The sequence below is a fragment of the Mycolicibacterium sp. Y3 genome, assembly GCF_051188035.1.
GTDB classification, from domain to species: domain Bacteria; phylum Actinomycetota; class Actinomycetes; order Mycobacteriales; family Mycobacteriaceae; genus Mycobacterium; species Mycobacterium fluoranthenivorans.
In genome coordinates this window covers 3,369,003-3,393,767 of sequence record NZ_JAVQLT010000001.1, presented here as the reverse complement: position 1 = coordinate 3,393,767, position 24,765 = coordinate 3,369,003, and the positions used below count along the sequence as shown (strand labels likewise).

Genomic DNA, 24,765 nt, shown 5'->3' with positions numbered 1-24,765 from the left:
ACCAGGTATTGATCAGAGCCGCGCGCCCTGCCACGTCGCCAGGCAACCGCCCGCGGCGAGTTCGAGGACCGTCCCCGGGCTCTCGAAACTCGTTTGCGGGTACCGCAATTCGCTGACGCATGCGCGGGGACTGCCGAGTTCGTCATCGGCCACCGCCGCCGCGCCCAACTCGACGCGGTGCCGCAGTAGCGGCACACCGTCCACATCGGCGTGCAGCGCTCCCGTCCAATACCCGTCGGACTCCCCCGATCTGCCGATCTGGACGCTTTCGCGCACCCTGGCCCGGCCCGTGGTTCCCAACCGGAGCCGGGTCCCCGCCGCATGGCGGGAGCCGCCCGCGATGACGGTGGGTTGCAGGTCCAGATCGAGTTCGCCGTCCACCTGCAGGTCCCATGCGCTGTGCGACTCGACGGTGGTCGCACTGGGTAGCACCATCGTGGCCGCCGCCGATCGCACCCGAAGCCGGGCCCCGGCCTCCACCACGATCCGCACGGAAATGGTGTCACCCCCGAGCGGGGTGGCCGCCGCGGACAGCAGATGTACGGTGTCGGCGGCGGTTCGACGGGCCGCCAGTGCACCACTGCATTCGATGCGCGGACCGCGGTCGGGCTGTGCCACCAGCAGGATGTCGGAATGCATGGGCTAGCCCGAGACCGGAACCTGCAGTTGCTCGTGCACCCAGCGCAGCACCGGGCCGGCGGTGGGATCCTCGGTGAGCGAGATGAGGACGAACGGCCGGTCTCCCCGCACCGCGGTGGAGTCCCGGCGCATCACCTCCAGATCCGCACCGACCATCGGAGCGAGATCGGTCTTGTTGATCACCAACAGATCTGAGAACGTCACCCCCGGGCCACCCTTGCGCGGCACCTTGTCCCCACCGGCGACGTCGATGACGAAGATCTGCACATCGATCAGACCTGAGGAGAAGGTGGCCGTGAGGTTGTCGCCACCGGATTCGACGAGGATGAGATCGAGACCCGGATTCGTCTCGATCAGATCGTCGATCGCGTCGAGATTGGCGGTGATGTCGTCGCGGATGGCGGTGTGCGGGCAGCCGCCCGTCTGCACGGCGGCGATGCGTTCGTCGGGCAGCACGGCGTGGCGGCGCAGGAAGTCGGCGTCCTCGGTGGTGTAGATGTCGTTGGTCAGCACCGCCAGCGACAACTCGTCGCGCAGCTGCCGGCACAGGGCGGCGGTCAGCGCGGTCTTACCGGAGCCGACCGGCCCCCCGATGCCGATGCGCAGCGGCTCCCCCGCGTGCCGTACCCGCTTGGGCCGGTCGGAGTGACTGTGCGGTTGTCCGTCGATGAAATGCGGTGGCATATCGGTCCTCATCAGCTCTCGAACTTCAGGAAACAAACAGGGGTCGCTCGCGTGCGGCGTGCTGTTGTGCGAGCACGTCGAGCAGGGGGTCGGACAAGTCGGCTAGCTCATTGACCGCCGCAGCAGCGGTCTGCTCACACAATGGCGACAGTTCGAAGGTCAGTGCCGCGACATCGGCCGGGTCCAGGGCCAGCAGTCGCTGCGCCGCGGTCGCCGAGCCGGTCATCGTCGTGTAGACCAGTGACAGCGCCGTGTGCTCGGGGGCCACCGAAGCCGCGACGCCGACGACGCCGGCGGCCACCGCGAGATGCGGTTTGGTGCCCACCGGCCGCCAATCATGTTCGGGCCACACGCGCTTGGCCAACCGGGTCAATCCGCGCCCTTGCGCTCGGGAGGCCGCCCGCGCGGCCGGCGCCGGGGTGCGGGCGTCGGTTTCGGCATCGGCGGCCGCGACGGTCAGTGTGCCCGTCTGCACCGCCACCGCCAGCGACGCGGTCACCAGCCCCTGGCTGCGGATCCGGCGCCGCAGGTAGGCCTGTAACGTCGCCAGGTCGATCACCAGCCCCGCGGTGATCGCCTCTTCCATCCCGCCGGAATGCACGTGCCCGCCGGTCGGCAGCCGTGAATCCGCCAGTGCCAGAAGGGTTGCCAACCCAGGCGAGTGAAGCGACGGGAAATCGAAACTCATCAGAACAGGAAGTAGCGCTGCGCCATGGGTAGTTCGGCCGCGGGTTGTTCGGCCCACACGTCACCGTCGATACGCACCGTGAAGGTGTCCGGATCCACCTCGATGCGGGGCAGCGCATCGTTGAGCGGCATATCCGCCTTGCCGATCTTGCGGACGTTCTTGACCGCCACCAGTTTTCGTCGGATGTCCAGACGGTCGGCCAGGCCGTCCTCGATGGCCTGCGGGGCCACGAAATGCACCGAGGTGGCGGCGGCCGCCACCGGAGTCGCACCGAACATCGGCCGGGGCAGCACGGGCTGAGGCGTCGGAATCGACGCATTGGCATCCCCCATCGCCGCCCAGGCGATCATCCCGCCCTTGAGCACCGCATGCGGGCGCACCCCGAAGAACGCAGGTTCCCACAGCACCAGGTCGGCGAGCTTGCCGACCTCGACGGAGCCGATCTCGTCATCCAGACCGTGCGCGACGGCCGGGCAGATCGTGTACTTGGCGACATAGCGCCGGGCGCGGTTGTTGTCATTTCCCTTGGCACCGGCGATATCTCCGCTGAGCGCGCCGCGGCGCTTCTTCATCACATGGGCGGTCTGCCAGGTGCGCAGCACCACCTCGCCGATGCGGCCCATCGCCTGGGCGTCACTGCCGATCATCGAGATGGCGCCGATATCGTGCAGCAGATCCTCGGCGGCGATCGTCGACGGCCGGATCCGGCTCTCCGCGAAGGCCAGATCCTCCGGAATGCTGGGGTTCAGGTGGTGGCACACCATCAGCATGTCCAGATGCTCATCGAGGGTGTTGACCGTGTGCGGCCGAGTCGGATTCGTCGAACTCGGAAGCACATTCGGGTGCGAGGCAACGGTGACGATATCGGGTGCGTGGCCGCCGCCGGCGCCTTCGGTGTGATACGCGTGGATACCGCGGCCCTTGATCGCGGCCAGCGTGTCCTCGACGAAGCCGGCCTCGTTGAGGGTGTCGGTGTGGATGTTGGCCTGCACGCCGGCGGCCTCGGACACCGTCAGGCAGGCATCGATCGCGGCCGGCGTGGTGCCCCAATCCTCGTGCAGTTTGAATCCGGCTGCGCCACCGCGCAATTGCTCCCACATGGCCTTGGCGCTGACGGTGTTGCCCTTACCCAGCAGTGCCACGTTCAGTGGCCAGGAATCCAGCGATTCCAGCATCCGGGCCAGATGCCAGGACCCGGGGGTGACGGTGGTCGCCTTGCTGCCCTCGGCAGGTCCGGTACCCCCGGCGATGATGGTGGTGATCCCCCCGCCGAGGGCTTCCTCCATGATCTGCGGGCAGATCAGGTGGACGTGGCAGTCGATGGCCCCGGCGGTGAGGATGCGGCCGTTGCCCGCGATGATCTCGGTGGACGGACCGACGACGAGGTCCGGATGCACGCCGGACATGATGTCGGGGTTACCCGCCTTACCGATCGCCACGATGCGGCCGTCGCGAATGCCGACATCGGCCTTGATGATTCCCCAGTAGTCGAGGATGACCGCGCCGGTGATGACGGTGTCGGGCGCCCCATCGGCTCTGGTCGCCCGGGACTGCCCCATCGATTCGCGCAGCACTTTGCCGCCCCCGAACACGGCCTCGTCACCGGCCAGGCCGGGCCCACCGCTGCGATCCTCGGTGATCTCGATCAGCAGGTCGGTATCGGCCAGCCGGATCCGGTCGCCGGTGGTGGGACCGAACAGGGCGGCGTAGCGCTCGCGGGACAGTGAGCTCACTGGTGCGGGTCCAATCTGCCGGGCGGGGTGAGGGACAGCCCGTACACCTCGCGGGTGCCGCTCAGCGGGACCAACGAAACCCGTTGGGCGATGCCGGGTTCGAATCGGACGGCGGTGCCGGCCGGGATGTCGAGTCGGTGCCCGTGCGCGGCGGCACGATCGAAGTCGAGTGCGGCGTTGGCCTGCGGCAGGTGCACGTGGCTGCCCACCTGGACCGGACGGTCACCGGTGTTGACGACATCGAGGGTCAGTCGAGGTGCATCGGCGTTGAGCGCGATCTCGCCGTCGCCGTAGAAGAATTCGCCCGGAATCATGCGTGATCCGCCTTCGGCTTCTCACTTGGGGGAATCATGCGTGATCCGCCTTCGGCTTCTCACTTGCGGGAATCATGGAACCGCCTCACGGAATCGGATGGTGGACGGTGACCAGCTTGGTGCCGTCGGGGAAGGTCGCCTCGACCTGCACGTCGTGCAACATCTCCGGCACGCCCTCCATCACCTGCTCGCGGGTGAGCACATCGCGTCCGCTGACCATGAGTTCGGCCACCGAGCGCCCGTCGCGGGCACCTTCGAGGATGTGATCGGTGATCAGCGCCACCGTCTCGGGGTGGTTGAGCTTCAGACCGCGCGCCTGACGTCGCCGTGCCAGGTCGGCCGCGTAGGAGATGAGTAACCGCTCTTGTTCATGCGGCGTTAAACGCATAGTGCGCGATATTGCCATGGCGCGCGGCAATCAGCAGCGCTCATGGCAATCGATCGGGTTTGTCGCCCGCGGCTACCCTTCGACGTTCTGCAGCCGGACCTGCCCGCGGGCGACCAGCTTGTCGTTCTCGTCGGTGATGGTGATGAGCCACAGTTGCTGGCGTCGGCCCCGGTGGATCGGTGTGGAGACCGCGGTGACCGTGCCGGAGCTGATGGCGCGCAGGAAGTCGGTGTTGTTGTTGACCCCCACCACGGTGCCGCCGCCGTGCTCGGCGAGCCAGACGTGGCCGGACACACTGGCCAGGCTCTCCACGATCGCGCAGTACACACCACCGTGCACGATGCCCCATGGCTGGAGCACCTTGTCGGTGATCGTCAGCTGGGCGCGTCCGCCGTCCGGCGTGACCTCCAGATATTTCAGTCCGAGTTCGTTGTCGAAGCCCTTGCCGAGGCGGTCGAGTCCAGATGCCGTCACAGCACTCTTGTCTACACGGGCCACACACCGAAATGCGGATGGGCCCCGCGCACGGTGTGCGCGGGGCCCATCCTTCGAGTGGACCGGGGGTCTCTGCAGCCCTCAGGACTCCGGCTCGGTCCGTTAGCCTCGCATGAACATAGTAGGCAAGGCTTGCCTAATTTTGCAAGGCCTTCCCGATCGACACCCGGCTCGTGCCGCGGACCGGCAGACCGAATCCGACGAGCGCGTCCAGGATGGCCTGGCTGCGGCGCATGCTCGTCAGCTCACTGGAGCCGGCCAGCAAGGGCACCTGAGTGGCGGCACTGACCACGGCCGTGCCGACCACGTTCCACATGGCGGCCACGGACATCGCCCCCTCGGTCACCTCGACGAGCTTGGCGAACAGCGGGCTCAACGCGCGGTGACTGCGATGGGCCACCCATGTCGTGAGCGCCCCCTCGCTGGGCAGCATCACGATCCCGTCCCGGGTGGTGCGCACCGCGCCCACACTCGAGCGGGTGGCCAGGTGTGGGTCATCGGGCAGCGCGCGCAGCGTCGGATCGACCACGCCCACCCAGTCGATGGCACCTTCGGAGTCGACGTGCACCCACAGGTTCTCCAGGCCGGTGTCCCAGGCCCGGCCCTCCAGCACGATCAGCGGGACCACGCGGCCGACCACGACGTGGGCCAGGGTGGCGGCCAACTGCTGGGCCACCGCCGCACGGCTGTCGGTCTCGGCCACCGCCGCGTCGAACATGTGCTGCAAACGGTCGGTCGTGAGCACTTCCGCCAGCGGCCACCAGCGTCGCCGGGACAGATCGCCCATCACCGCGACGCCGTAGACACGCGGACACTCCGGATACAACTCGCGAAGCCGCCGGCTCGATTCATGCAGCGGCAGGGCCCGCCGAATCGACATCCGGGCAATCAGCGGGTCGTCGACCACGACCGTCATCCGCACCTCCTCGTTCAGTTAGGTTAGCCTTACTATAGTCACACCTAACAAGGAGGCCAAAAGCTGTGACTCGACTCACAGACCACACGGAAACGGCACGTGACCGGGAACGGAGAGCGCAGTCCCACACGTTGGACCAGGCACGGAAATTGGATACGACGCTCGGTAGTAAACGCGTAGTAGGCTTGTTTGATTGCTCAGGAGTGGAACGGAATATGGCCAAGTTGACGCGGCTCGGTGAACTCGAGCGTGAGGTGATGGATCACCTCTGGACCTCGCGCGAGCCGCAGACGGTCCGGCAGGTGCACGAGGCACTCGCGGCACGCCGCGATCTCGCCTATACGACGATCATGACCGTGCTGCAGCGGCTGGCGAAGAAGAATCTGGTCATCCAGCATCGCGATGACCGGGCGCACCGCTACGCCCCCACCCATGGTCGCGACGAGCTGGTCGCGGGCCTCATGGTCGATGCGCTGGACCAGGCCGCCGACTCCGGCAGCCGCGAGGCGGCACTGGTGCATTTCGTCGAACGAGTGGGCGCAGGTGAAGCCGCCGCGCTGCGTCGTGCACTGGCCGAGTTGGAGGCCAAGCACGATATTGCGCCGCCCGCTGGTAATTCGACCACCGGCTGAGAGACACTAGCGGCGTGTCCGCGCTGGCCTTCTCCATCGTCGCGTTGTTGCTCGTCGGTCCCGTGCCGGCGCTGCTCGCGCGTGCGTCCTGGCCACAGCGCGCTCCCCGCGCCGCCATCGTGCTCTGGCAGGCCATCGCACTGGCCGCCGTCCTGTCGGCCTTCTCGGCGGGTATCGCGATCGCCAGCAGGCTGTTGGTGCCCGGACCGGACGGTAAGCCCACCGCCACCCTGACCAGCGAGATCGTCGCCCTGGGTTGGCCCCTGTGGCTGCTGTACGTCGCCGTGTTCGCCGTGACCCTGATGATCGGCGCCCGGCTCATCGTGTCGGTGCTCGCCGTCGCGGTCGCCACCCGGCGGCGCCGCGCGCACCACCGCATGCTGGTCGACCTGGTGGGCATGTCCCGCGACGCCATCCCGGCACCGGCGCGGCGCCCCAGTGGCCTGCGCGTGCTCGGTGTGGCCCAGCCGATGGCCTACTGCCTGCCCGGGGTGCGCAGCCGGGTCGTCGTCAGCGAAGGCGCCCTGACCACCCTCTCCGAAGCCGAGATCGACGCCATCCTCAGCCACGAGAGTGCCCACCTGCGGGCCCGCCACGATCTGGTGCTGGAGATGTTCACCGCGGTGCACGCGGCGTTTCCGCGGTTCGTCCGTAGCGCCAATGCCCTCGACGCCGTCCGGCTGCTGATCGAACTGCTCGCCGACGACGCCGCCGTCCGCGTCACCGGGCCGACTCCCCTGGCCCGTGCGCTGGTCGCCTGCGCTGCCGGCCGGACCCCATCGGGTGCGCTGGCCGCGGGGGGACCGACGACGGTCCTGCGCGTCCGGCGGCTCGGCGGCGAGGGCAATAGTCTGGTGCTGGCGGTCGCGGCCTACCTGAGCGCGGCGGCCATCCTGGTACTGCCCACGCTCGCGCTGGCCATCCCGTGGCTGACCGAGTTGCATCGGTTGTTCGCCAACTAGGCATGAATTTCCGCGCAGCACTGCCCCTGTTCCATCGAGCGCGTCGCACAACAAAACAACGAAAGGCGTCTGCATGACCCAAACCGGCACCGCCCAAATTGGAGTCACCGGCCTGGCCGTGATGGGCTCCAATCTCGCCCGCAACTTCGCCCACCACGGCTACACCGTGGCGCTGCACAACCGGTCGATCGCCAAGACCGACGCACTGCTGGCCGAGCACGGCTCCGAGGGCAAGTTCGTGCGCAGCGAGACGATCGCGGAATTCCTTGACGCCCTGGAGAAACCGCGCCGGGTGATCATCATGGTCAAGGCCGGTGACCCGACCGATGCCGTCATCAACGAACTCGCCGACGCCATGGAGCCGGGCGACATCATCATCGACGGCGGCAACGCGCTCTACACCGACACCATCCGCCGCGAGAAGGCAATCCGCGAACGCGGCCTGCACTTCGTCGGCGCCGGGATCTCCGGCGGCGAAGAAGGCGCCCTCAACGGGCCGTCGATCATGCCCGGCGGACCCGCCGAGTCCTACAAGTCGCTGGGCCCCCTGCTGGAGGAGATCTCCGCCCACGTCGACGGCGTGCCGTGCTGCACCCACATCGGTCCCGACGGCGCCGGTCACTTCGTCAAGATGGTGCACAACGGCATCGAGTACTCCGATATGCAGCTGATCGGCGAGGCCTACCAACTGCTGCGCGACGGGCTGGGCCTGGAGGCCGGCCAGATCGCCGATGTGTTCAGTGAGTGGAACAAGGGCGATCTGGACAGCTACCTGGTGGAGATCACCGCCGAGGTACTGCGCCAGGTGGACGCCAAGACCGGCAGGCCGCTGGTCGACGTCATCGTGGACGAGGCCGAGCAGAAGGGCACCGGCCGCTGGACGGTCAAATCCGCACTCGATCTCGGTGTGCCGGTGACCGGTATCGCCGAGGCGGTGTTCGCCCGCGCGCTGTCGGGTTCGGTCGCCCAGCGCAAGGCCACAACGGGCCTGGCCTCCGGCACCCTCGGGGAGAAGCCGAGCGAGGCGAAGCAATTCATCGAGGACGTGCGCAAGGCGCTGTACGCCTCGAAGATCATCGCGTACGCCCAGGGGTTCAACCAGATTCAGGCCGGCAGCGCCGAATACAACTGGGGCATCACCCTCGGCGATATGGCCACCATCTGGCGCGGCGGCTGCATCATCCGGGCCAAGTTCCTCAACCGGATCAAGGAGGCCTACGACGACGATCCCGACCTGGCCACCCTGATCGCCGCGCCGTACTTCCGCGACGCCGTCGAGGCCGGGATCGACAGCTGGCGGCGGGTGGTGGTCAAGGCCACCGAACTGGGCATCCCGGTTCCCGGCTTCGCCTCGGCCCTGTCCTACTACGACGCGCTGCGCACCGAGCGGCTGCCCGCGGCCCTGACCCAGGGACTGCGGGACTTCTTCGGCGCGCACACCTACGGCCGCACCGATGCGCCCGAGGGCCAGAAGTTCCACACCTTGTGGAGCGGGGACCGCAGCGAGGTCGAGGCCTGAGCGCGCGGAAACCTAGACTGAGCACGTGAAGTTCTTACCTGGACACACGCCGCCCTATGACCTGACCTACAACGACGTCTTCGTCGTGCCGGGACGTACCGATGTCGCGTCCCGGTTCGACGTCGATCTGTCGACCGTCGACGGGTCCGGCACCACCATCCCGGTGGTGGTCGCCAACATGACCGCGGTCGCCGGTCGCCGGATGGCCGAAACGGTGGCCCGCCGAGGCGGAATCGTCGTGCTGCCACAGGATGTGCCGCTGGCCGCGGTCGCCGGGACGGTCGACTTCGTCAAGAGCCGGGACCTGGTGGCCGACACCCCGGTCACCCTGGCCCCCGACAGCGCGGTCTCGGATGCGATGGCGCTGATTCACAAGCGGGCCCACGGCGCCGCGGTCGTGGTCGACCGCAACCGCCCGGTCGGCCTGATCACCGAGGCCGGCTGCGCCGGCGTCGACAGGTTCGCCCGGGTCCAGGATGTCGCGCTGACCGATTTCGTCACCGCACCCGTCGGCACCGACCCCCGCAAGGTGTTCGATCTGCTGGAGCACGCGCCCGTCGATGTCGCGGTGCTCACCGGGCCCGACGGCGAACTCGCCGGCGTGCTCACCCGCACCGGGGCCATCCGCGCCGGGATCTACGCCCCCGCCGTCGACAGCCGCGGCCGGTTGCGCATCGCCGCCGCGGTCGGGATCAACGGCGATGTCGGTGCCAAGGCGCGCGGGCTGGCCGAGGTCGGTGCCGACCTGCTCGTCATCGACACCGCCCACGGCCACCAGGCCAAGATGCTGGACGCGATCGCGACGGTGGCGGCCCTCGACCTCGGTCTGCCCATCGTGGCGGGCAACGTGGTGTCCGCCTCGGGTACCCGCGACCTGATCAACGCCGGCGCCACCATCGTCAAGGTCGGGGTCGGACCCGGCGCCATGTGTACCACCCGGATGATGACCGGCGTCGGACGTCCCCAGTTCTCCGCTGTCGTCGAATGTGCGGCTGCAGCAAGGGAACTCGGTGCACATGCGTGGGCCGACGGCGGTGTGCGGCATCCCCGCGACGTGGCGCTCGCGCTGGCCGCGGGCGCGTCCAACGTGATGATCGGTTCGTGGTTCGCCGGCACCTACGAATCCCCGGGCGATCTGCTGCGCGACCGCGACGGCCTGCCCTACAAGGAGAGCTACGGCATGGCGTCCAAGCGGGCCGTCGCCGCGCGCACAGCCGGTGACGGCGCGTTCGACCGGGCCCGTAAAGCGTTGTTCGAGGAGGGCATCTCGACCTCGCGGATGGCGCTGGATCCGGCCCGCGGCGGCGTGGAGGATCTGCTCGACCACATCACCTCGGGTGTGCGCAGCACCTGCACCTACGTCGGCGCCGCGTCCCTGCCCGAGCTGTACGACAAGGTGATCCTCGGGGTGCAGTCGGCCGCCGGGTTCGCCGAGGGGCATCCGCTACCCAGCGGTTGGTGAGCCCGGGCCGCGGGCAGGGCACGCTACCATTGAGTCTTCCCGGCGCAATGCACAGTGCTGCGCCGATTTAGCGAAAGGGATCCCGTGCCACAGGCACCCGTGGAAGCCCACGGTTTCGACATGGGCTCGGGGGTTCCCGGGGCTTTAGACCCCGCCGGTGAATCCGGTGACGCCGACCCCTCCACTAGTCGGCCGGGCGCGTGGCCCGGCCTCAGTGCGGTGAGATCGCGATGAGTCCCACCATCACGTTGTTGTCCCTGCTCGCGTTCATCGCGCTGACGGCCGGCACCGCGCTGTTCGTGGCGGCCGAGTTCTCCCTCACCGCGCTGGAGCGCAGCACCGTCGAGGAAAACGCCCGCACCGGCGGCCGGCGTGACGAGTTCATCCGCAAGGCCCATCGCACGCTGTCGTTCCAGCTGTCCGGCGCCCAGCTCGGTATCTCGATCACCACGCTGGCCACCGGTTACCTGGCCGAACCGGTCGTCGCCCGGCTGCTGCACGCCCCGCTCGCGGCGATCCGGATTCCCGCCGGAATGATCGACGGCATCGCGCTGGCGCTGGCGCTGCTGATCGCCACCTCCGTCTCGATGATCTTCGGCGAGCTGGTGCCCAAGAACCTCGCCGTCGCCAAGCCGTTGCCGACCGCACGCTTCGCCGCCGCCCCGCAGTGGTACTTCGCCAAAGCCCTGACCCCGGTGATCAACGCGACCAACGGCACCGCCAACTGGATCCTGCGCCGGCTCGGTATCGAGCCGGCCGAGGAGCTGCGCTCGGCGCGCTCCCCGCAGGAACTCGTGTCGCTGGTACGCAACTCGGCGCGCAGTGGCTCGCTGGACCAGGACACCGCCTTGCTGGTCGACCGTTCGCTGCAGTTCGGTGAGCGGTCGGCCGAAGAGTTGATGACCCCGCGCCAGTTGATCGAGACCCTGGAAGCCGATGACACGGTGGCCGATCTCGTCGAGGCCGCGATGCGCACCGGGCACTCCAGATTCCCGATCGTCGAGGGTGACCTCGACCAGACCATCGGCATGGTGCACGTGAAGCAGATCTTCGAGGTGCCGCCGGGCGAACGAGCCGGTACCCGGCTCGCCACCCTGGCGCTCCCGGTGCCGACCGTCCCGTCCACCCTCGACGGTGACGCGGTGATGACCCAGATCCGCGCCAACGGCCTGCAGACCGCGATGGTGGTCGACGAATACGGTGGCACCGCAGGCATGGTCACCGTCGAAGACCTCATCGAGGAGATCGTCGGCGACGTCCGCGACGAACACGATGACGCCACCCCGGATGTGGTGCACGTGCGCACCGGATGGCAGGTGTCCGGCCTGCTGCGCATCGACGAGGTCGACTCGGAGACACCGTTCCGGGCCGCCGACGGCGACTACGAAACCATCGGCGGACTCGTACTGCAGGAACTGGGCCGCATCCCCGAAGTCGGCGACACCGTCGAGTTGCGCGCCTTCGATCCCGACAGCGTGGACGAACCGGTGCTCTGGCAGGCCACGGTGCTGCGGATGGACGGTCGACGGATCGACCTTCTCGAACTGACCGAATTGGGCCCCAAGGACGACACCGGAAACCGGGAGCCGCGCCATGGGTGATCTGCTTGCCGTCGTCCTCACCGTGCTGTTGCTGGGCGCCAACGCCTTCTTCGTGGGCGCCGAGTTCGCGCTGATCTCAGCCCGCCGTGACCGCCTCGAGGCGCTCGCCGAGCAGGGCAAGAAACGGGCGGTCACCGTGATGCACGCCGCGGAGAACCTGTCGCTGATGCTGGCGGGCGCGCAGCTGGGCATCACCATCTGCTCGATCCTGCTGGGCCGGGTGGGCGAGCCCGCCGTCGCGCACCTGCTGGAGAAACCGTTCACGCTGTTGGGCGTCGATGAGGCGGTGCTGCACACCGTTTCGTTCGTGGTGGCGCTGGCCGTGGTGGTGACCCTGCACGTGCTGCTCGGTGAGATGGTGCCGAAGAACATCGCGATCGCCGGGCCGGAGACGGCGGCGATGCTGCTCGTGCCGCCGTACCTGGCCTACATCCGGCTGGCCAAACCGTTCATCGCGTTCTACAACTGGGCGGCCAACACCACGCTGCGCACGCTCGGGGTGGAACCCAAGGACGAACTCGACGTCGCGGTGTCGACCGTCGAACTGTCGGCGATGATCGCCGAGTCCCGCTCCGAGGGTCTGCTCGACCACGAGGAGCACACGCGGCTCACCCGGGCCCTGCAGATCAGCAACCGCGTCATCGCCGATATCGCCATCCCGCTCAGCCGGATCCGCGCGATACCGGTGGCCGCCCCGGGATCCGGACCTACCGTGGGAGCGGTGCAAAGTGCGCTCGCCGAGACAGGTTATTCGCGCTTCCCGGTCACCGACCCCAGCGGGACCGTGCTCGGCTATCTGCACATCAAGGACGTGCTGGCGCTGATCGACGATCCGGATGCGGTACTCGACGCGTCGATGGTGCGCCCGCTCATCAAGATGCCGGCCTCGCTGTCGGTGCCCGAAGCGCTGTCCCGGATGCGCCGCAACAAGAGCCATCTGGCCCTGGTCACGGTCGAGGACAGGATCACCGCGGTGGTGGCGCTGGAGGACCTGGTCGAGGACCTGGTCGGGACCGTGCGCGACGGAACCCACCGTGTCTGATGTGCTCGACGAGGCCGAGTGGACTGCGCGCGAACGCCGGCACACCGACCGGGTCGACCGGCTGCTCGGCCCGCACCGCACCAGGGCACAGACCGGCCAGAGCCATCCGGTGTGGGATTTCCTGTTCACCTACTACAGCTTCCGGCCGCGTCAGCTGGCCCGATGGCATCCGGGGTACGGGACCGCACTCGACGGTGCGGCCGCCGGGAAATTCCTCCGGCGCACCGGGTACCGGCAGGCCGGGTCCGCGGTCACGCTGAGCCCAGACGTCCTCGCGTCACGCCTGGGCACTGTCACCTTCATCGCCGATCTGTTGACCGCCACCGCGGACCGGCCGGCCCGGCTCAACTGTTTCGGGATGCACGAGTGGGCCATGGTGTATCGCAGCCGGGAGGTCCGCCACAACGGCGTCCCGCTTCGCTTGGACCCCCACCACACCGATCAGGTGCTGGAGTCGATGCCGTTGCGCTGCAGCCATTTCGACGCCTACCGGTTCTTCACCGACGCGGCCGTGGGACGCAACGCCGAACAGCTCAGCCGGGACGCGCAGCTGCGGCACGAGCAGCCGGGGTGTGTGCACGCCAACATGGATTTGTACAAGTGGTGCTACAAGCTCGGCCCGCTGGTCCCGTCGGAGATGCTGATGGACTGCTTCGAGCTCGCGTGTACGGCCCGGCTGCTGGACATGCGGGCCAGTCCGTATGACCTGACCGGGTACGGGATCACGCCGATCCGCATCGAGACCACCTCCGGCAGGACCGATTACGTCCGGCACCAGCAGGAGGTGGCCCGGCGGGCCGCCGAACTGCGGACGGCGTTGCGCGACCACTGCCGCGGCATGATCGCCGGCGACCGGGCGGAAAGAGTGCCGGGGTGAGGCGTGCCCGCGCGGCCGTGGCCGTACTGATATCGGCGACCTTGCTGCTCGCCGGTTGCGGGCATCCGGCGCCCGCAGCCAAGCCGACACCGACGTTCGGCCCCGCACTCCCGGGTGATTTCGGCGGTTCCGGCCCGGGCACCCTGGTCTCGGCCGATGCGCTGCCGAACCTCGATCCGGTGCTGCGCAAGAAGACCGCGCTCGCGGCCCGCATCGTGTACACCTCCACATCCGGTGTCGGCGACACCGGGGTGAACGTGTCCGGCACCGTCCTGGTGCCCAAAGGCACTGCGCCTCAGGGTGGCTGGCCGATCCTGGTGGTGGGCCACCCCAACACCGGCAGCGAGACCGAATGCGCGCCATCGTGGTCCCCGACGCTGCGCGGTCTGGCGCCGACGGCCGAGACCTTCGTCGATGCCGGATACGTCGTCGCGGTGCCGGACTACCAGGGTCTCGGGCTGGAGGGCTCTCCGCATCCATTCCTGGATTCGACCACCGCCGGCTACAACGTGATGGACGCGGTGCGCGCCACCGAGAAACTCGTGCCGGGCACCTCCGGACGCTGGGCCGGCTACGGGACGGGACAGGGCGGCCAGGCGGTATGGGCTGCCGACGAACTCGCGGCCGACTACGGCCTCGGCGGACAATTGGTGGGCGTGGTGGCCGTGGCGCCCACCGCCGCCATCGAGGGTCTGGCCGACAGCGCTGCGGCGGGCAGCCTCACCAAAGACCAGATGCTGACCCTGCACCAATACCTGTCCGCGCTGGCCAACCAGTACAACGATTTCCACATCGACGACTACCGCCGCGGCGTGGTCAAGGCCGACTGGGACGCGCTCAGCGGCTGCACCGGCGGGTCGTCGGCGGAACGTACCAAGGTCATCTCGGAGATGAACCCGGACGATCTGCGCCCGGCCACCACCGATGCCGCGGACGCCTTGCGCGCCTACCTGAAGAAGACCTCACTGCCGCAGGGACCCATCGCGGCACCGATGCTGGTGGTACCCGATGGGCCCGATGCGTTGATTCCGCAGGCGTGGACCGATCGCGCCCTGGCCCGCGCATGTGGGATAGGCGACACCGTGATGTTCGGCACACGCGCCCAGGCCGACCCTGCCCAGGCACTCGGTTGGCTTGCCGATCGTTTCAATTCGGTTGCCGCCCAAAATGAATGCCCACAGTAAACACCGGGCGACATCACAGCAGATCCGATGCCGGTGCACCGGCTGCTGCGCAAACCCTGTCGCTTTGCCGGGCTACCTTGGGCTAGGTGAATGACCTGCCTTTGACCCACGGATGGCTGCCGATCGTGATCCAGGCCGTCGCCGTGTTGGTCATCGTCGTCGTCATCTGGCGAACGCCGAGCAGGTTCTGGCTGCACTGGATCCTGCTCGGAATCACCTGCGGCGCCGCGCTGGCGGGCGTGACGTACTGGTTCATCCACTCCCAGGCCCTGGCCGACGGGCCCGCCGTTCCGGCGCTGTGGGTGTGGGTGGCCGCGACCGGCCTCGTGGTGGTGCTGGCGATCACCAACTGGCGCACCACCCGTTGGGGTCGTCGCAGCGCCGCGCTGGCCGCCATCCCCCTGTGCGTGCTGTGCGTCGCGATGACCGTCAACGCATGGACGGGCTACCTTCCGACGGTCGGCGCCATGGCCGATCGGGTGACCGGAGCGCACCTACCCAACGAGGTCGACGAGGCGACGGTGCAGGACATGCTCCGCCGCGGGGAACGGCCGACCGCGGGAATCGTGGTCTCGGTCAAGATTCCCGACGACGCCTCCGGTTTCCGGCACCGCGACGAACTGGTCTATCTGCCACCCGCCTGGTTCGCCAGCAACCCTCCCCCCGCGCTGCCCGCCATCATGATGGCCGGCGGCGAATTCGGGACGCCCCGCGACTGGCCGACCACCGGCGAGGCCAGGGCCACCGCCGACGCCTTTGCCGACAAGCACGGCGGCAACGCACCGATCCTCGTGTTCGTCGACACCAGCGGCGAATTCATCAACGACACGGAATGTGTCAACGGACCGCGCGGCAACGCGGCCGACCACCTGATCAAGGGTGTGGTGCCCTACGTCGTCGCCCATTTCGGCGCCAGACCACAAGCGGCGCACTGGGGTTTCGCCGGCTGGTCCGCCGGGGGCACCTGCGCGCTGACCACGACGCTGATGCACCCGGACATGTTCTCCACGTTCCTGGACATCGACGGCCAGATGGGACCCAATGCCGGCTCCAAGACGCAGACTGTGGCGCGGTTGTTCGGCAGCGACCTCGACGCCTACCTGGCTTTCGATCCGCAGACGGTGATGGCCCGGCACGGCCCGTACGACGGTGTCGCGGCCTGGTTCGCGGTATCGGGGCCGGGGCAGCCGACGTACCGCCCGGCTGCGGTGACGGACACGCCGACCGCTCCGGTCGACCCGGACAGCCTCGACACCGAGCACGACGCCGTGGCGCAGCACCTGTGCTCGATGGCCGGCGGCTACGGCATCGAGTGCGCCGTGGTGCCCGGAAACGGTGGCCACAGCTTCACCACCGCGGCCCGGGTGTTCGCCGACGCACTGCCCTGGCTGGCCGGCCGGCTGGGAACGCCGGACGTTCCCGCCGTCGCCCTCCCCGGTGCTCCGCGATGACACCGGCGGTGTGACCGCGGACTCAACGCAGGTCCTGCTTCTTTGGGTGCGGTTACTCACGGGTAAACTCGATCGACGTTTAAGGGAGGAAATATGACCGAGCGCGTGACCGTCGGGAATCTTCGGGTTGCCAAGGTGCTGCACGATTTCATCACCAACGAGGCGCTGCCCGGCACCGGAGTAGATCCCGACAGCTTCTGGGCCGGTGTCGACAAGGTCGTCACCGACCTGGCGCCGAAGAACCAGGATCTGCTGGCCCGTCGCGACGACCTGCAGGCGCAGATCGACAAGTGGCACCGCGCCCGGCTGATCGGCGAGTTCGACGCCGCCGGCTACAAGGCTTTCCTCGCCGAAATCGGTTATCTGCAGCCCGAACCCGCGGACTTCACCATCACCACCTCCGGGGTGGACACCGAGATCACCAGCACCGCCGGCCCGCAGCTGGTGGTGCCGATCCTCAACGCCCGGTTCGCGCTGAACGCCGCCAATGCCCGCTGGGGCTCGCTGTACGACGCGCTGTACGGCACCGATGTGATCAGTGAGGACGACGGCGCCGAGAAGGGCACCGGTTACAACCGCGTTCGCGGTGACAAGGTCATCGCCTACGCCCGCAACTTCCTCGACCAGGCCGTGCCGCTGGCGTCGGGCTCGTGGTCGGAGATCACGGGGCTCAAGATCGATGATGAGCACCGGCTCGAGGCGACCCTCGGCGACGGCCTCTCGGTCGGCCTGGCCAACGCCGACCAGTTCGTCGGCTACACCGGTGAACTGGGTTCGCCATCGTGGTCGGTGCTGCTGGTCAACCACGGCCTGCACATCGAGATCCTGGTGGACCCCGAATCGCCCGTCGGCTCCACCGACGCGGCCGGCATCAAGGATGTCGTGCTGGAGTCGGCGATCACCACGATCATGGACTTCGAGGACTCGGTGGCCGCCGTCGACGCCGACGACAAGGTGCTCGGGTACCGCAACTGGCTGGGGCTCAATCGCGGCGACCTGGCCGAAGAGGTGAGCAAGGGCGGCAAGTCCTTCACCCGCGTGCTGAACCCGGACCGAACCTTCACCCGCCCCGACGGTGCCGGCGAATTGTCGCTGCCCGGGCGCAGCCTGCTGTTCGTCCGCAACGTGGGCCACCTGATGACGAACGACGCCATCGTCGATGCGGACGAGAACGAGATCCCCGAGGGCATCCAGGACGCGTTGTTCACCGGTCTGATCGCCATCCACGGCCTGAAGTCCTCGGACGAGAACGGACCGCATCTCAACAGCCGCACCGGCTCGGTGTACATCGTCAAGCCCAAGATGCACGGGCCCGACGAGGTCGCGTTCACCTGCGAGCTGTTCAGCCGCGTCGAGGACGTGCTGGGCCTGCCGCAGGCCACCCTCAAAGTGGGCATCATGGACGAGGAACGCCGCACGACGCTCAACCTCAAGGCGTGTATCCAGGCGGCGGCCAACCGGGTGGTGTTCATCAACACCGGTTTCCTGGACCGCACCGGCGACGAGATCCACACCTCGATGGAGGCCGGCCCGATGATCCGCAAGGGCGCCATGAAGTCCCAGCCGTGGATCAAGGCCTACGAGGACGCCAACGTCGACACCGGCCTGGCCACCGGGCTGTCCGGCCGGGCCCAGATCGGCAAGGGTATGTGGGCGATGACCGACCTGATGGCCGATATGGTCGAGCAGAAGATCGGCCAGCCCAAGGCGGGCGCCACCACCGCGTGGGTGCCCTCCCCGACTGCGGCCACCCTGCACGCCATGCACTACCACGAGGTGGACGTCTACGCGGTGCAGGCCGAGCTCAAGGGCAAGACCCGGGCCACCATCGACGAGCTGCTGACCATCCCGCTGTCGGGCGAGCTGGCCTGGGCCCCGGAGGAGATCCGCGAGGAGGTCGACAACAACTGCCAGTCCATCCTCGGCTACGTGGTGCGCTGGATCGACGCCGGCGTCGGCTGCTCCAAGGTGCCCGACATCCACAACGTCGCTCTGATGGAGGACCGCGCCACGCTGCGCATCTCCAGCCAGCTGCTGGCCAACTGGCTGCGCCACGCTGTCATCACCGAAGAGGATGTGAAGGCCAGCCTGCGCCGGATGGCCGCCATCGTCGACGAGCAGAACTCCGGTGACGCCGACTACCTGCCGATGGCGCCGGACCCGGATGCCAGTATTGCCTTCCAGGCCGCTCAGGAGCTCGTGCTGTCCGGCTGCCAGCAGCCCAACGGCTACACCGAACCGATCCTGCACCGGCGCCGCCGGGAGTTCAAAGCCCGCGCTGCCAGTTCGTGATTCGATAGCGGCTTGCCCCGGAAGACTTTTCGGGGCAAGCGACGCGACGGGTAGCCGATCGACACGACGAGTACAAAGGTGAGGGATGGGCAGGCACAGCATTCCCGGACCGGACGATTCCGCCGACGACTACCAGGACCCCGGACGGCGGGACTCCGGACCCGTCGAGCCCGACGCGTCACCGCTGGGCAGGTTCGGGTACGAGGACGAGACCGGTGACGGCGGGGCTGCCCCGGGTGACGGCTTCTTCGCCGGCGGCCCGGGCGAGCCCGACGAGCCACCCACCCGTGCGCTGACGACGACGGGCTCGCAGCGCACCTGGGACTCCGGCGAATGGACCGGTAGCCACCGGGCCATCACACCCGGCCGGCGCAAGGTGAGCCCGGCCGTGATCGCCGCCCTGGTCGCCGTCGTCGTCGTGGTCGGAGCCTTCATCCTGTGGCGCTTCTTCGGCGAAGCGCTGTCCAGCCGCAGTCAGCAGGCCGCGGCCCGGTGTGTGGAGGGTGAGGTCACCGTCGCGGTAGTGGCTGATCCCACGATCGCCGATCAGGTGCGCACACTGGCCGACGCCTACAGCAAGACCGCCGCCCCGGTGGGCGACAAATGTGTGAAGGTCGCGGTGAAGCCGGCCGATTCCGACGCCGTCGTCAACGGCTTCGTCGGGCAGTGGCCCGGCGACCTCGGCGACCGCCCGGCCTTGTGGATCCCGGCCAGCTCGGTATCGGAGGCCCGGCTGGAGAGTGCGGCCGGGGCCAAGACGGTGAGCAACAGCCGCCCGCTGGTCACCTCCCCTGTCCTGCTGGCGATCCGCCCGGAACTCAAAGCGGCCCTGTCCCAGCAGAACTGGTCGACGCTTCCGGCACTGCAGAACAACCCGTCCGGGCTGGACGATCTGAACCTCCCGGGGTGGGGCGCACTCAAGTTGGCGCTTCCCCTGACGGGCAACGCCGACGCCACCTACCTGGCCGCGGAAGCCGTCGCGGCCGCCTCGGCACCGCAGGGTGCGCCGGCCACCGCAGGAGTGGGTGCGGTGCACACGCTGCTCGCCGGCCAGCCCAAGCTCGCCGATACGACTGCCACCACCGCGTTGGATGCGCTCGTGAACGCCGCCGACCCGGCCGGTGCCCCCGTGCACGCCGTGGTCACCACCGAACAGCAGTTGTTCAAGCGCGGCGCCGACCTGCCCGACGCGGCGCAGAAGCTCGGCTCCTGGACACCCCCGGGACCGGCGGCGGTCGCCGACTATCCGGCGGTGCTGCTCGGCGGTGACTGGTTGTCGCAGGAGCAGATCAGCGCCGCCAGCGAATTCGACCGCTTCATGCGCAAACCGGACCAACTGGCCGAGTTCGCCAAGGCCGGTTTCCGCGCCGAGGGCGCACCGACCCCGCAGAGCCCGGTGACCGATTTCGCACCCGTGGCCCAGCCGCTGTCGGTCGGCGACAGCCAGACCAGGGCCACCATGGCTGCCGGGATCAGCGCACCCGCCCAGGGCCAGACCGTGACGATCATGCTGGACCAGTCGATGAACACCGACGAGGGCGGCAAGAGCAGGCTGGCCAATGTGACCGCCGCACTCGATGCGCGACTGCAGGCGCTGCCCGCCGGCTCGGCCGTCGGCTTGTGGACCTTCGACGGCGTGGCGGGCCGGTCGGAAGTCAGTACCGGACCTCTCTCCGACCCCGTCGCCGGCCAGCCCCGCTCGGCCGTCCTCAAATCCAGCCTGGAGGGGCAGACCGCATCCGGTGGCGGCGCGGTGTCGTTCACCACGCTGCGCCTGGTCTACGGGGAGGCGCTGTCCGCATTCCGGGACGGCCAGCCCAATTCGGTCCTGGTGATCACCGCCGGACCGCACACCGACCAGAGTCTGGACGGCTCCGGTTTGGTCGACTACATCAAGGGCGCCGCCAACCCGGCGCGGCCGGTCGCGGTGAACGTCATCGATTTCGGCTCCGACTCCGATCGCGCCACCTGGGAGGCCGTCGCCCAGGCCAGCGGTGGCCAGTATCAGAACGTGCCCAACTCCGCCGGCCCCGAGTTGGCGGCCGCAGTCGCCTCGGCCCTGGGCTAGGGAGCAAGCAGGTCGAGCGCGCTGCGGGCGAACAACTCCGGCACCTCGACCTGTGGGTAGTGCCCGACACCGGGCAGTTCGGTGACCCGCGCGGCGGGCCGCAGCTCACGCAGGCCGTCGAGCACATTGACGGTGGCCACCGGGTCCTGCAACCCCCAGAGGAAACTCAACGGTTTCGGCCAGTCGGCGACTGCGCCGTGCCAGCGCCGGGCGTATCGCACCCGCTCGTCGAGGTAGGCGCAGAGCAGATGGGCGATGCGGTGACCGTCGTTGTAGGACAACAGCTCCCATTGCGCCCGGGCCTCGTCGGGGCTCAGCGGATGGGCCGCGCCGAACAGCCGGGCGAAACCACGGGTGAAACCGGACCGGTTGGTCAGCCGGGACACCAACGGCCCCAACGGGCCACGCAGCAGTTTCTGGGCCGGACGCAGGCTGGCGCGCTCGAGAATGACGCTGCCGTTGGTGAGCACCGCTCGCTGCAGATCGAACGGCAGCGCCCCCTCCAGATCGCGGGCCAGCAGTTCGGTGGCCACCGAGGTGCCCATATCGTGGGCGATCAGCACCACCGGACCGGTCGTGGTCGCCGCGACCACCCGCTCGACCAGGTCGGCCTGCTCGAACAACGAGTAGCGATGCGGGTGCGGCTTGTCCGACAGACCGAACCCGAGAAAGTCCAGCGTCACCCAGGCCCGGCCGCCGAGGTGCCCGACGACTTCCCGGTAGTCGAACGAGCTGGACGGAAAGCCGTGCAGCAGAAGCACCGTCGGCCCCTCACCGGGCGCGGACCGGACGAACACCGAACCGGCCGAGGTGGACAGCAGGCGTCCACCGTCAGCCCAGTCCTGCACATCTGCAGAGAGCATCGGGTCAGGTTAGGCGAATGCCTCCACCGGCGGGCAGGAACACACCAGGTTGCGGTCACCGTAGGCGGCGTCGATGCGCCGCACCGGCGGCCACACCTTGGGCCGGAAGCCCTTGCCGAGCGGGTAGGCCGCCTGTTCCCTGGTGTAAGGGTGCGACCACTGCTCGGTCAGCAGGCATTCCGCGGTGTGCGGGGCGCCGCGCAGCGGGTTGTCGTCCGCGGGCCACACCCCCGAACCGACCTTGTCGATCTCGGCGCGGATGGCGATCATGGCGTCGCAGAAGGCGTCCACCTCGGCCAGGTTCTCGCTCTCGGTGGGCTCCACCATCAGCGTCCCGGCGACCGGGAAGCTCATGGTCGGGGCGTGGAAACCGAAGTCGGCCAACCGCTTCGCCACGTCGTCGACGGTGACGCCGGTGGTCTTGGTGATCGTGGTGAGATCCAGGATGCACTCGTGGGCCACCATGCCGTTCTCCCCGGTGTAGAGCACCGGGTAGTACTCGTCGAGCCGGCGGGCGATGTAGTTGGCCGAGGCGATCGCGGTCAGCGACGCCTTGCGCAGGCCCACACCGCCCATCATCCGGATGTAGGCCCAGGTGATCGGCAGGATCGAGGCCGACCCGTACGGTGCCGCCGACACGGTCAGCTCGTCACCGAGCTCGGCAGCCAGGGGATGTCCGGGCAGGTACGGCGCCAGGTGCGAGCGCACCGCCACCGGCCCCACGCCGGGGCCCCCGCCGCCGTGCGGGATGCAGAACGTCTTGTGCAGGTTCAGGTGGCTGACATCGCCGCCGAACCTGCCCGGCCGGGCCAACCCGACCAGGGCGTTGAGGTTCGCGCCGTCGATGTACACCTGGCCGCCGGCGTCATGGGTGGCCGCGCAGATCTCGGCCACATCGTGTTCGTACACGCCGTGCGTCGAGGGATACGTGATCATCAGGGCCGCAAGGTTTTCCGCGTGCTGGGCGATCTTGGCGCGCAGGTCGTCGAGGTCCACGTCACCGTTGCCGCGGCAGGCCACCACCACCACCCGCATACCCGCGAGCGCCGCCGAGGCCGCGTTCGTGCCGTGCGCGCTGGACGGGATGAGGCACACGTCGCGCTGTGCCTGGCCCCGCTCGGCGTGATAGGCCTGGATGGCCAACAGGCCGGCGTACTCCCCCTGCGACCCGGCATTGGGCTGCAACGAGATCTCGTCATAGCCGGTGACCGCGGTGAGCCAGTCCTGCAGATCGGCGATCAACCTGCGCAGGCCGGGGGTGTCCGACGCCGGCGAAAAGGGATGCTGGCGCGCGAATTCCGGCCAGGTGATGGGTTCCATCTCCGCGGTCGCGTTGAGCTTCATGGTGCACGAGCCGAGCGGGATCATGGTGCGATCCAGGGCCAGGTCCTTGTCGGCGAGGCTGCGCAGGTAGCGCATCATCGCCGTCTCGGTGCGGTAGGTCGTGAAGGCCGGGTGGGTCAGGAATTCCGTCGTGCGGGTGGCGATATCGGCTGCGCCGGGCTCGGCGGCCGGCACGCCGAATGATTCCAGCACCGCGGCGACGTGCGCCTCGGTGGTGACCTCGTCGCAGGCGACCGACACGTGGTCGGCGTCCACCCGCCACAGATTGATCCCTCTGTCCTTGGCCGCGGCCACGATCTCGTCGGCGCGGCCCGGCACCCGGGCCAGCACGGTGTCGAAGAAGTCCGGGTGCACCAGCGCCTCGCCCAGACCGGCGGCGGTCGCGGCGGCCCGGCCGTGCACGCGGCGCGCGATGGCGGTGAGCCCGTCGGCGCCGTGGTAGCTGGCATACATGGCGGCCATCACCGCCAGCAACACCTGTGCGGTACAGATGTTGCTGGTGGCCTTGTCCCGGCGGATGTGCTGCTCGCGGGTCTGCAGGGAGAGCCGGTATGCCGCGTTCCCGTCCGTGTCCTGCGAGACACCGACGAGGCGCCCGGGCAGCTGGCGAGCGTGCTTGGTGTGCACCGCGAGATATCCGGCGTGCGGGCCGCCGAAGCCCATCGGCACCCCGAATCGCTGGGTGGTGCCGAAGGCGACGTCAGCGCCGATCTCGCCGGGCGGGGCGATCAGGGTGAGCGCCAGCAGATCCGCTCCGACCGCGACCAGGGCGCCACGGTCGTGGGCCTCGGTCACCAGCGCGGTCCAGTCCCGCACCGCGCCGCTGGCCCCCGGCTGCTGCACGATGACACCGAAGAAATCGCCGTCGGGCAGACCGTGCTGCAGGTCGGCGGTGACGATCTCGATGCCGAGCGGCCGGGCGCGGGTGGCCAGCACCGCCGCGGTCTGCGGGTAGACATCGGCATCGACGAGAAGTCGGGTGGCCGAGCCTTTCACCGCGCGGTGCATCAGCGTCATGGCCTCGGCGGCGGCGGTGCCCTCGTCGAGCATCGATGCGTTCGCCACGTCCAGCCCGGTCAGATCGCTGACCATGGTCTGGAAGTTGAGCAGTGCTTCGAGGCGGCCCTGACTGATCTCCGGCTGATACGGCGTGTACGCGGTGTACCAGGCCGGGTTTTCAAGAATGTTGCGGCGCAACACCGGTGGAGTGAAGGTGTCGAAGTAGCCCTGCCCGATCATCGACACGGCCACGGTATTGGAGTCGGCCAGCGCACGCAGTTCGGCGAGGGACTCCTCCTCGGTGGCGGGTGCGGGTAGCTGATCCAGCCCCGGCGCCAGCCCGTCCGCGCTCACCGTGTCGAGAATGCCGGCCGGCAGCGCCAAGCCGGCGAGTTCGTCCAGTGAGCCGACACCGATGACCTCCAGCATGGTGGCGATGGCGGCGGCGTCGGGTCCGATATGGCGATCGGCGAAGCCGAAGTGGTCGATAGACACGAGATCTCCCCTGGGTCGAGGGCGCAGGCGGGCGCGTAAAACCGCGTCCTCTCCCTCTGTCGGGGCGCCTGAGAGATTCGGCGGCGGCTCGCTGCCTTTCCCCATGGGCGGATGCGC

21 protein-coding genes are annotated in these 24,765 nt (G+C 68.7%); 11 read left to right on the top strand and 10 right to left on the bottom strand.

Annotated features, from left to right (window positions below):
* Positions 1-12: 12 nt before the first annotated feature.
* The 8 genes from QN239_RS16480 to QN239_RS16445 all read right to left on the bottom strand — a co-directional run bounded on the left by QN239_RS16480 (position 13) and on the right by QN239_RS16445 (position 5,857).
* Positions 13-639: an urease accessory protein UreD gene (locus QN239_RS16480; protein ID WP_499011940.1), complete on the bottom strand. Its 627-nt coding sequence runs from the start codon at positions 637-639 to the stop codon at positions 13-15.
* A gap of 3 nt (positions 640-642) precedes the next feature.
* Positions 643-1,323, bottom strand: coding sequence for an urease accessory protein UreG (ureG, locus tag QN239_RS16475; protein WP_499016819.1), 681 nt, complete (start codon positions 1,321-1,323; stop codon positions 643-645).
* 25 nt (positions 1,324-1,348) lie between these two features.
* The gene (locus QN239_RS16470) at positions 1,349-2,011 is read right to left on the bottom strand and encodes an urease accessory protein UreF (RefSeq protein WP_499011939.1); all 663 of its coding nucleotides are present in this window, start codon (positions 2,009-2,011) and stop codon (positions 1,349-1,351) included.
* The gene (locus QN239_RS16465) at positions 2,011-3,744 is read right to left on the bottom strand and encodes an urease subunit alpha (RefSeq protein ID WP_499011937.1); all 1,734 of its coding nucleotides are present in this window, start codon (positions 3,742-3,744) and stop codon (positions 2,011-2,013) included. Before QN239_RS16465 ends, QN239_RS16470 begins: the two co-directional genes overlap by 1 nt.
* Positions 3,741-4,058, bottom strand: a complete 318-nt coding sequence (locus QN239_RS16460; protein ID WP_090360869.1) for an urease subunit beta — start codon at positions 4,056-4,058, stop codon at positions 3,741-3,743. Before QN239_RS16460 ends, QN239_RS16465 begins: the two co-directional genes overlap by 4 nt.
* Before the next feature lie 85 nt (positions 4,059-4,143).
* Positions 4,144-4,446, bottom strand: a complete 303-nt coding sequence (locus QN239_RS16455; protein ID WP_090360872.1) for an urease subunit gamma — start codon at positions 4,444-4,446, stop codon at positions 4,144-4,146.
* Positions 4,447-4,518: 72 nt separating this feature from the next.
* Positions 4,519-4,920, bottom strand: coding sequence for a PaaI family thioesterase (locus tag QN239_RS16450; protein WP_499011935.1), 402 nt, complete (start codon positions 4,918-4,920; stop codon positions 4,519-4,521).
* Between the two features lie 157 nt (positions 4,921-5,077).
* The gene (locus QN239_RS16445) at positions 5,078-5,857 is read right to left on the bottom strand and encodes an iron reductase (protein ID WP_090360877.1); all 780 of its coding nucleotides are present in this window, start codon (positions 5,855-5,857) and stop codon (positions 5,078-5,080) included.
* Positions 5,858-6,072: 215 nt separating this feature from the next.
* On the opposite strand from QN239_RS16445, the gene QN239_RS16440 reads away from it, so the two are divergent.
* The 11 genes from QN239_RS16440 (at position 6,073) to QN239_RS16390 (ending at position 20,947) form a co-directional block, all read left to right on the top strand.
* Positions 6,073-6,489: a BlaI/MecI/CopY family transcriptional regulator gene (locus QN239_RS16440; RefSeq protein WP_090360880.1), complete on the top strand. Its 417-nt coding sequence runs from the start codon at positions 6,073-6,075 to the stop codon at positions 6,487-6,489.
* Positions 6,490-6,503: 14 nt separating this feature from the next.
* Positions 6,504-7,451, top strand: coding sequence for a M56 family metallopeptidase (locus tag QN239_RS16435; RefSeq protein ID WP_267289180.1), 948 nt, complete (start codon positions 6,504-6,506; stop codon positions 7,449-7,451).
* A 73-nt stretch (positions 7,452-7,524) separates the two neighbouring features.
* Positions 7,525-8,970, top strand: a complete 1,446-nt coding sequence (gene gnd / locus QN239_RS16430; RefSeq protein WP_499011931.1) for an NADP-dependent phosphogluconate dehydrogenase — start codon at positions 7,525-7,527, stop codon at positions 8,968-8,970.
* Positions 8,971-8,995: 25 nt separating this feature from the next.
* Positions 8,996-10,432 carry a GuaB1 family IMP dehydrogenase-related protein gene (locus QN239_RS16425; RefSeq protein ID WP_499011928.1) on the top strand — a complete coding sequence of 479 codons (1,437 nt, stop codon included), beginning with the start codon at positions 8,996-8,998 and terminating at the stop codon, positions 10,430-10,432.
* Between the two features lie 230 nt (positions 10,433-10,662).
* A complete protein-coding gene (locus QN239_RS16420; protein WP_090361560.1) occupies positions 10,663-12,033 on the top strand; it encodes a hemolysin family protein in 1,371 nt (456 codons plus the stop codon).
* Positions 12,026-13,075, top strand: a complete 1,050-nt coding sequence (locus QN239_RS16415) for a hemolysin family protein (RefSeq protein ID WP_267289178.1) — start codon at positions 12,026-12,028, stop codon at positions 13,073-13,075. Before QN239_RS16420 ends, QN239_RS16415 begins: the two co-directional genes overlap by 8 nt.
* Positions 13,068-13,952: a 3-methyladenine DNA glycosylase gene (locus QN239_RS16410; protein ID WP_499011925.1), complete on the top strand. Its 885-nt coding sequence runs from the start codon at positions 13,068-13,070 to the stop codon at positions 13,950-13,952. The genes QN239_RS16415 and QN239_RS16410 overlap by 8 nt, the downstream gene beginning before the upstream one ends.
* Complete coding sequence (locus QN239_RS16405) at positions 13,949-15,136, top strand: lipase family protein (protein ID WP_499011923.1); 1,188 nt, start codon at positions 13,949-13,951, stop codon at positions 15,134-15,136. Before QN239_RS16410 ends, QN239_RS16405 begins: the two co-directional genes overlap by 4 nt.
* A gap of 86 nt (positions 15,137-15,222) precedes the next feature.
* Complete coding sequence (locus QN239_RS16400) at positions 15,223-16,587, top strand: alpha/beta hydrolase (protein WP_499011921.1); 1,365 nt, start codon at positions 15,223-15,225, stop codon at positions 16,585-16,587.
* 93 nt (positions 16,588-16,680) lie between these two features.
* A complete protein-coding gene (locus QN239_RS16395; RefSeq protein ID WP_499011918.1) occupies positions 16,681-18,879 on the top strand; it encodes a malate synthase G in 2,199 nt (732 codons plus the stop codon).
* A gap of 85 nt (positions 18,880-18,964) precedes the next feature.
* Positions 18,965-20,947, top strand: a complete 1,983-nt coding sequence (locus QN239_RS16390) for a hypothetical protein (RefSeq protein WP_499011915.1) — start codon at positions 18,965-18,967, stop codon at positions 20,945-20,947.
* Here QN239_RS16390 and QN239_RS16385 read toward each other — a convergent pair.
* Together QN239_RS16385 and gcvP are read right to left on the bottom strand one after the other, a co-directional pair.
* The gene (locus tag QN239_RS16385; RefSeq protein WP_499011913.1) at positions 20,944-21,810 is read right to left on the bottom strand and encodes an alpha/beta fold hydrolase; all 867 of its coding nucleotides are present in this window, start codon (positions 21,808-21,810) and stop codon (positions 20,944-20,946) included. The two genes, QN239_RS16390 and QN239_RS16385, sit on opposite strands and share 4 nt — an antisense overlap.
* A gap of 9 nt (positions 21,811-21,819) precedes the next feature.
* A complete protein-coding gene (gcvP, locus tag QN239_RS16380; RefSeq protein ID WP_499011910.1) occupies positions 21,820-24,753 on the bottom strand; it encodes an aminomethyl-transferring glycine dehydrogenase in 2,934 nt (977 codons plus the stop codon).
* Positions 24,754-24,765 lie beyond the last annotated feature (12 nt).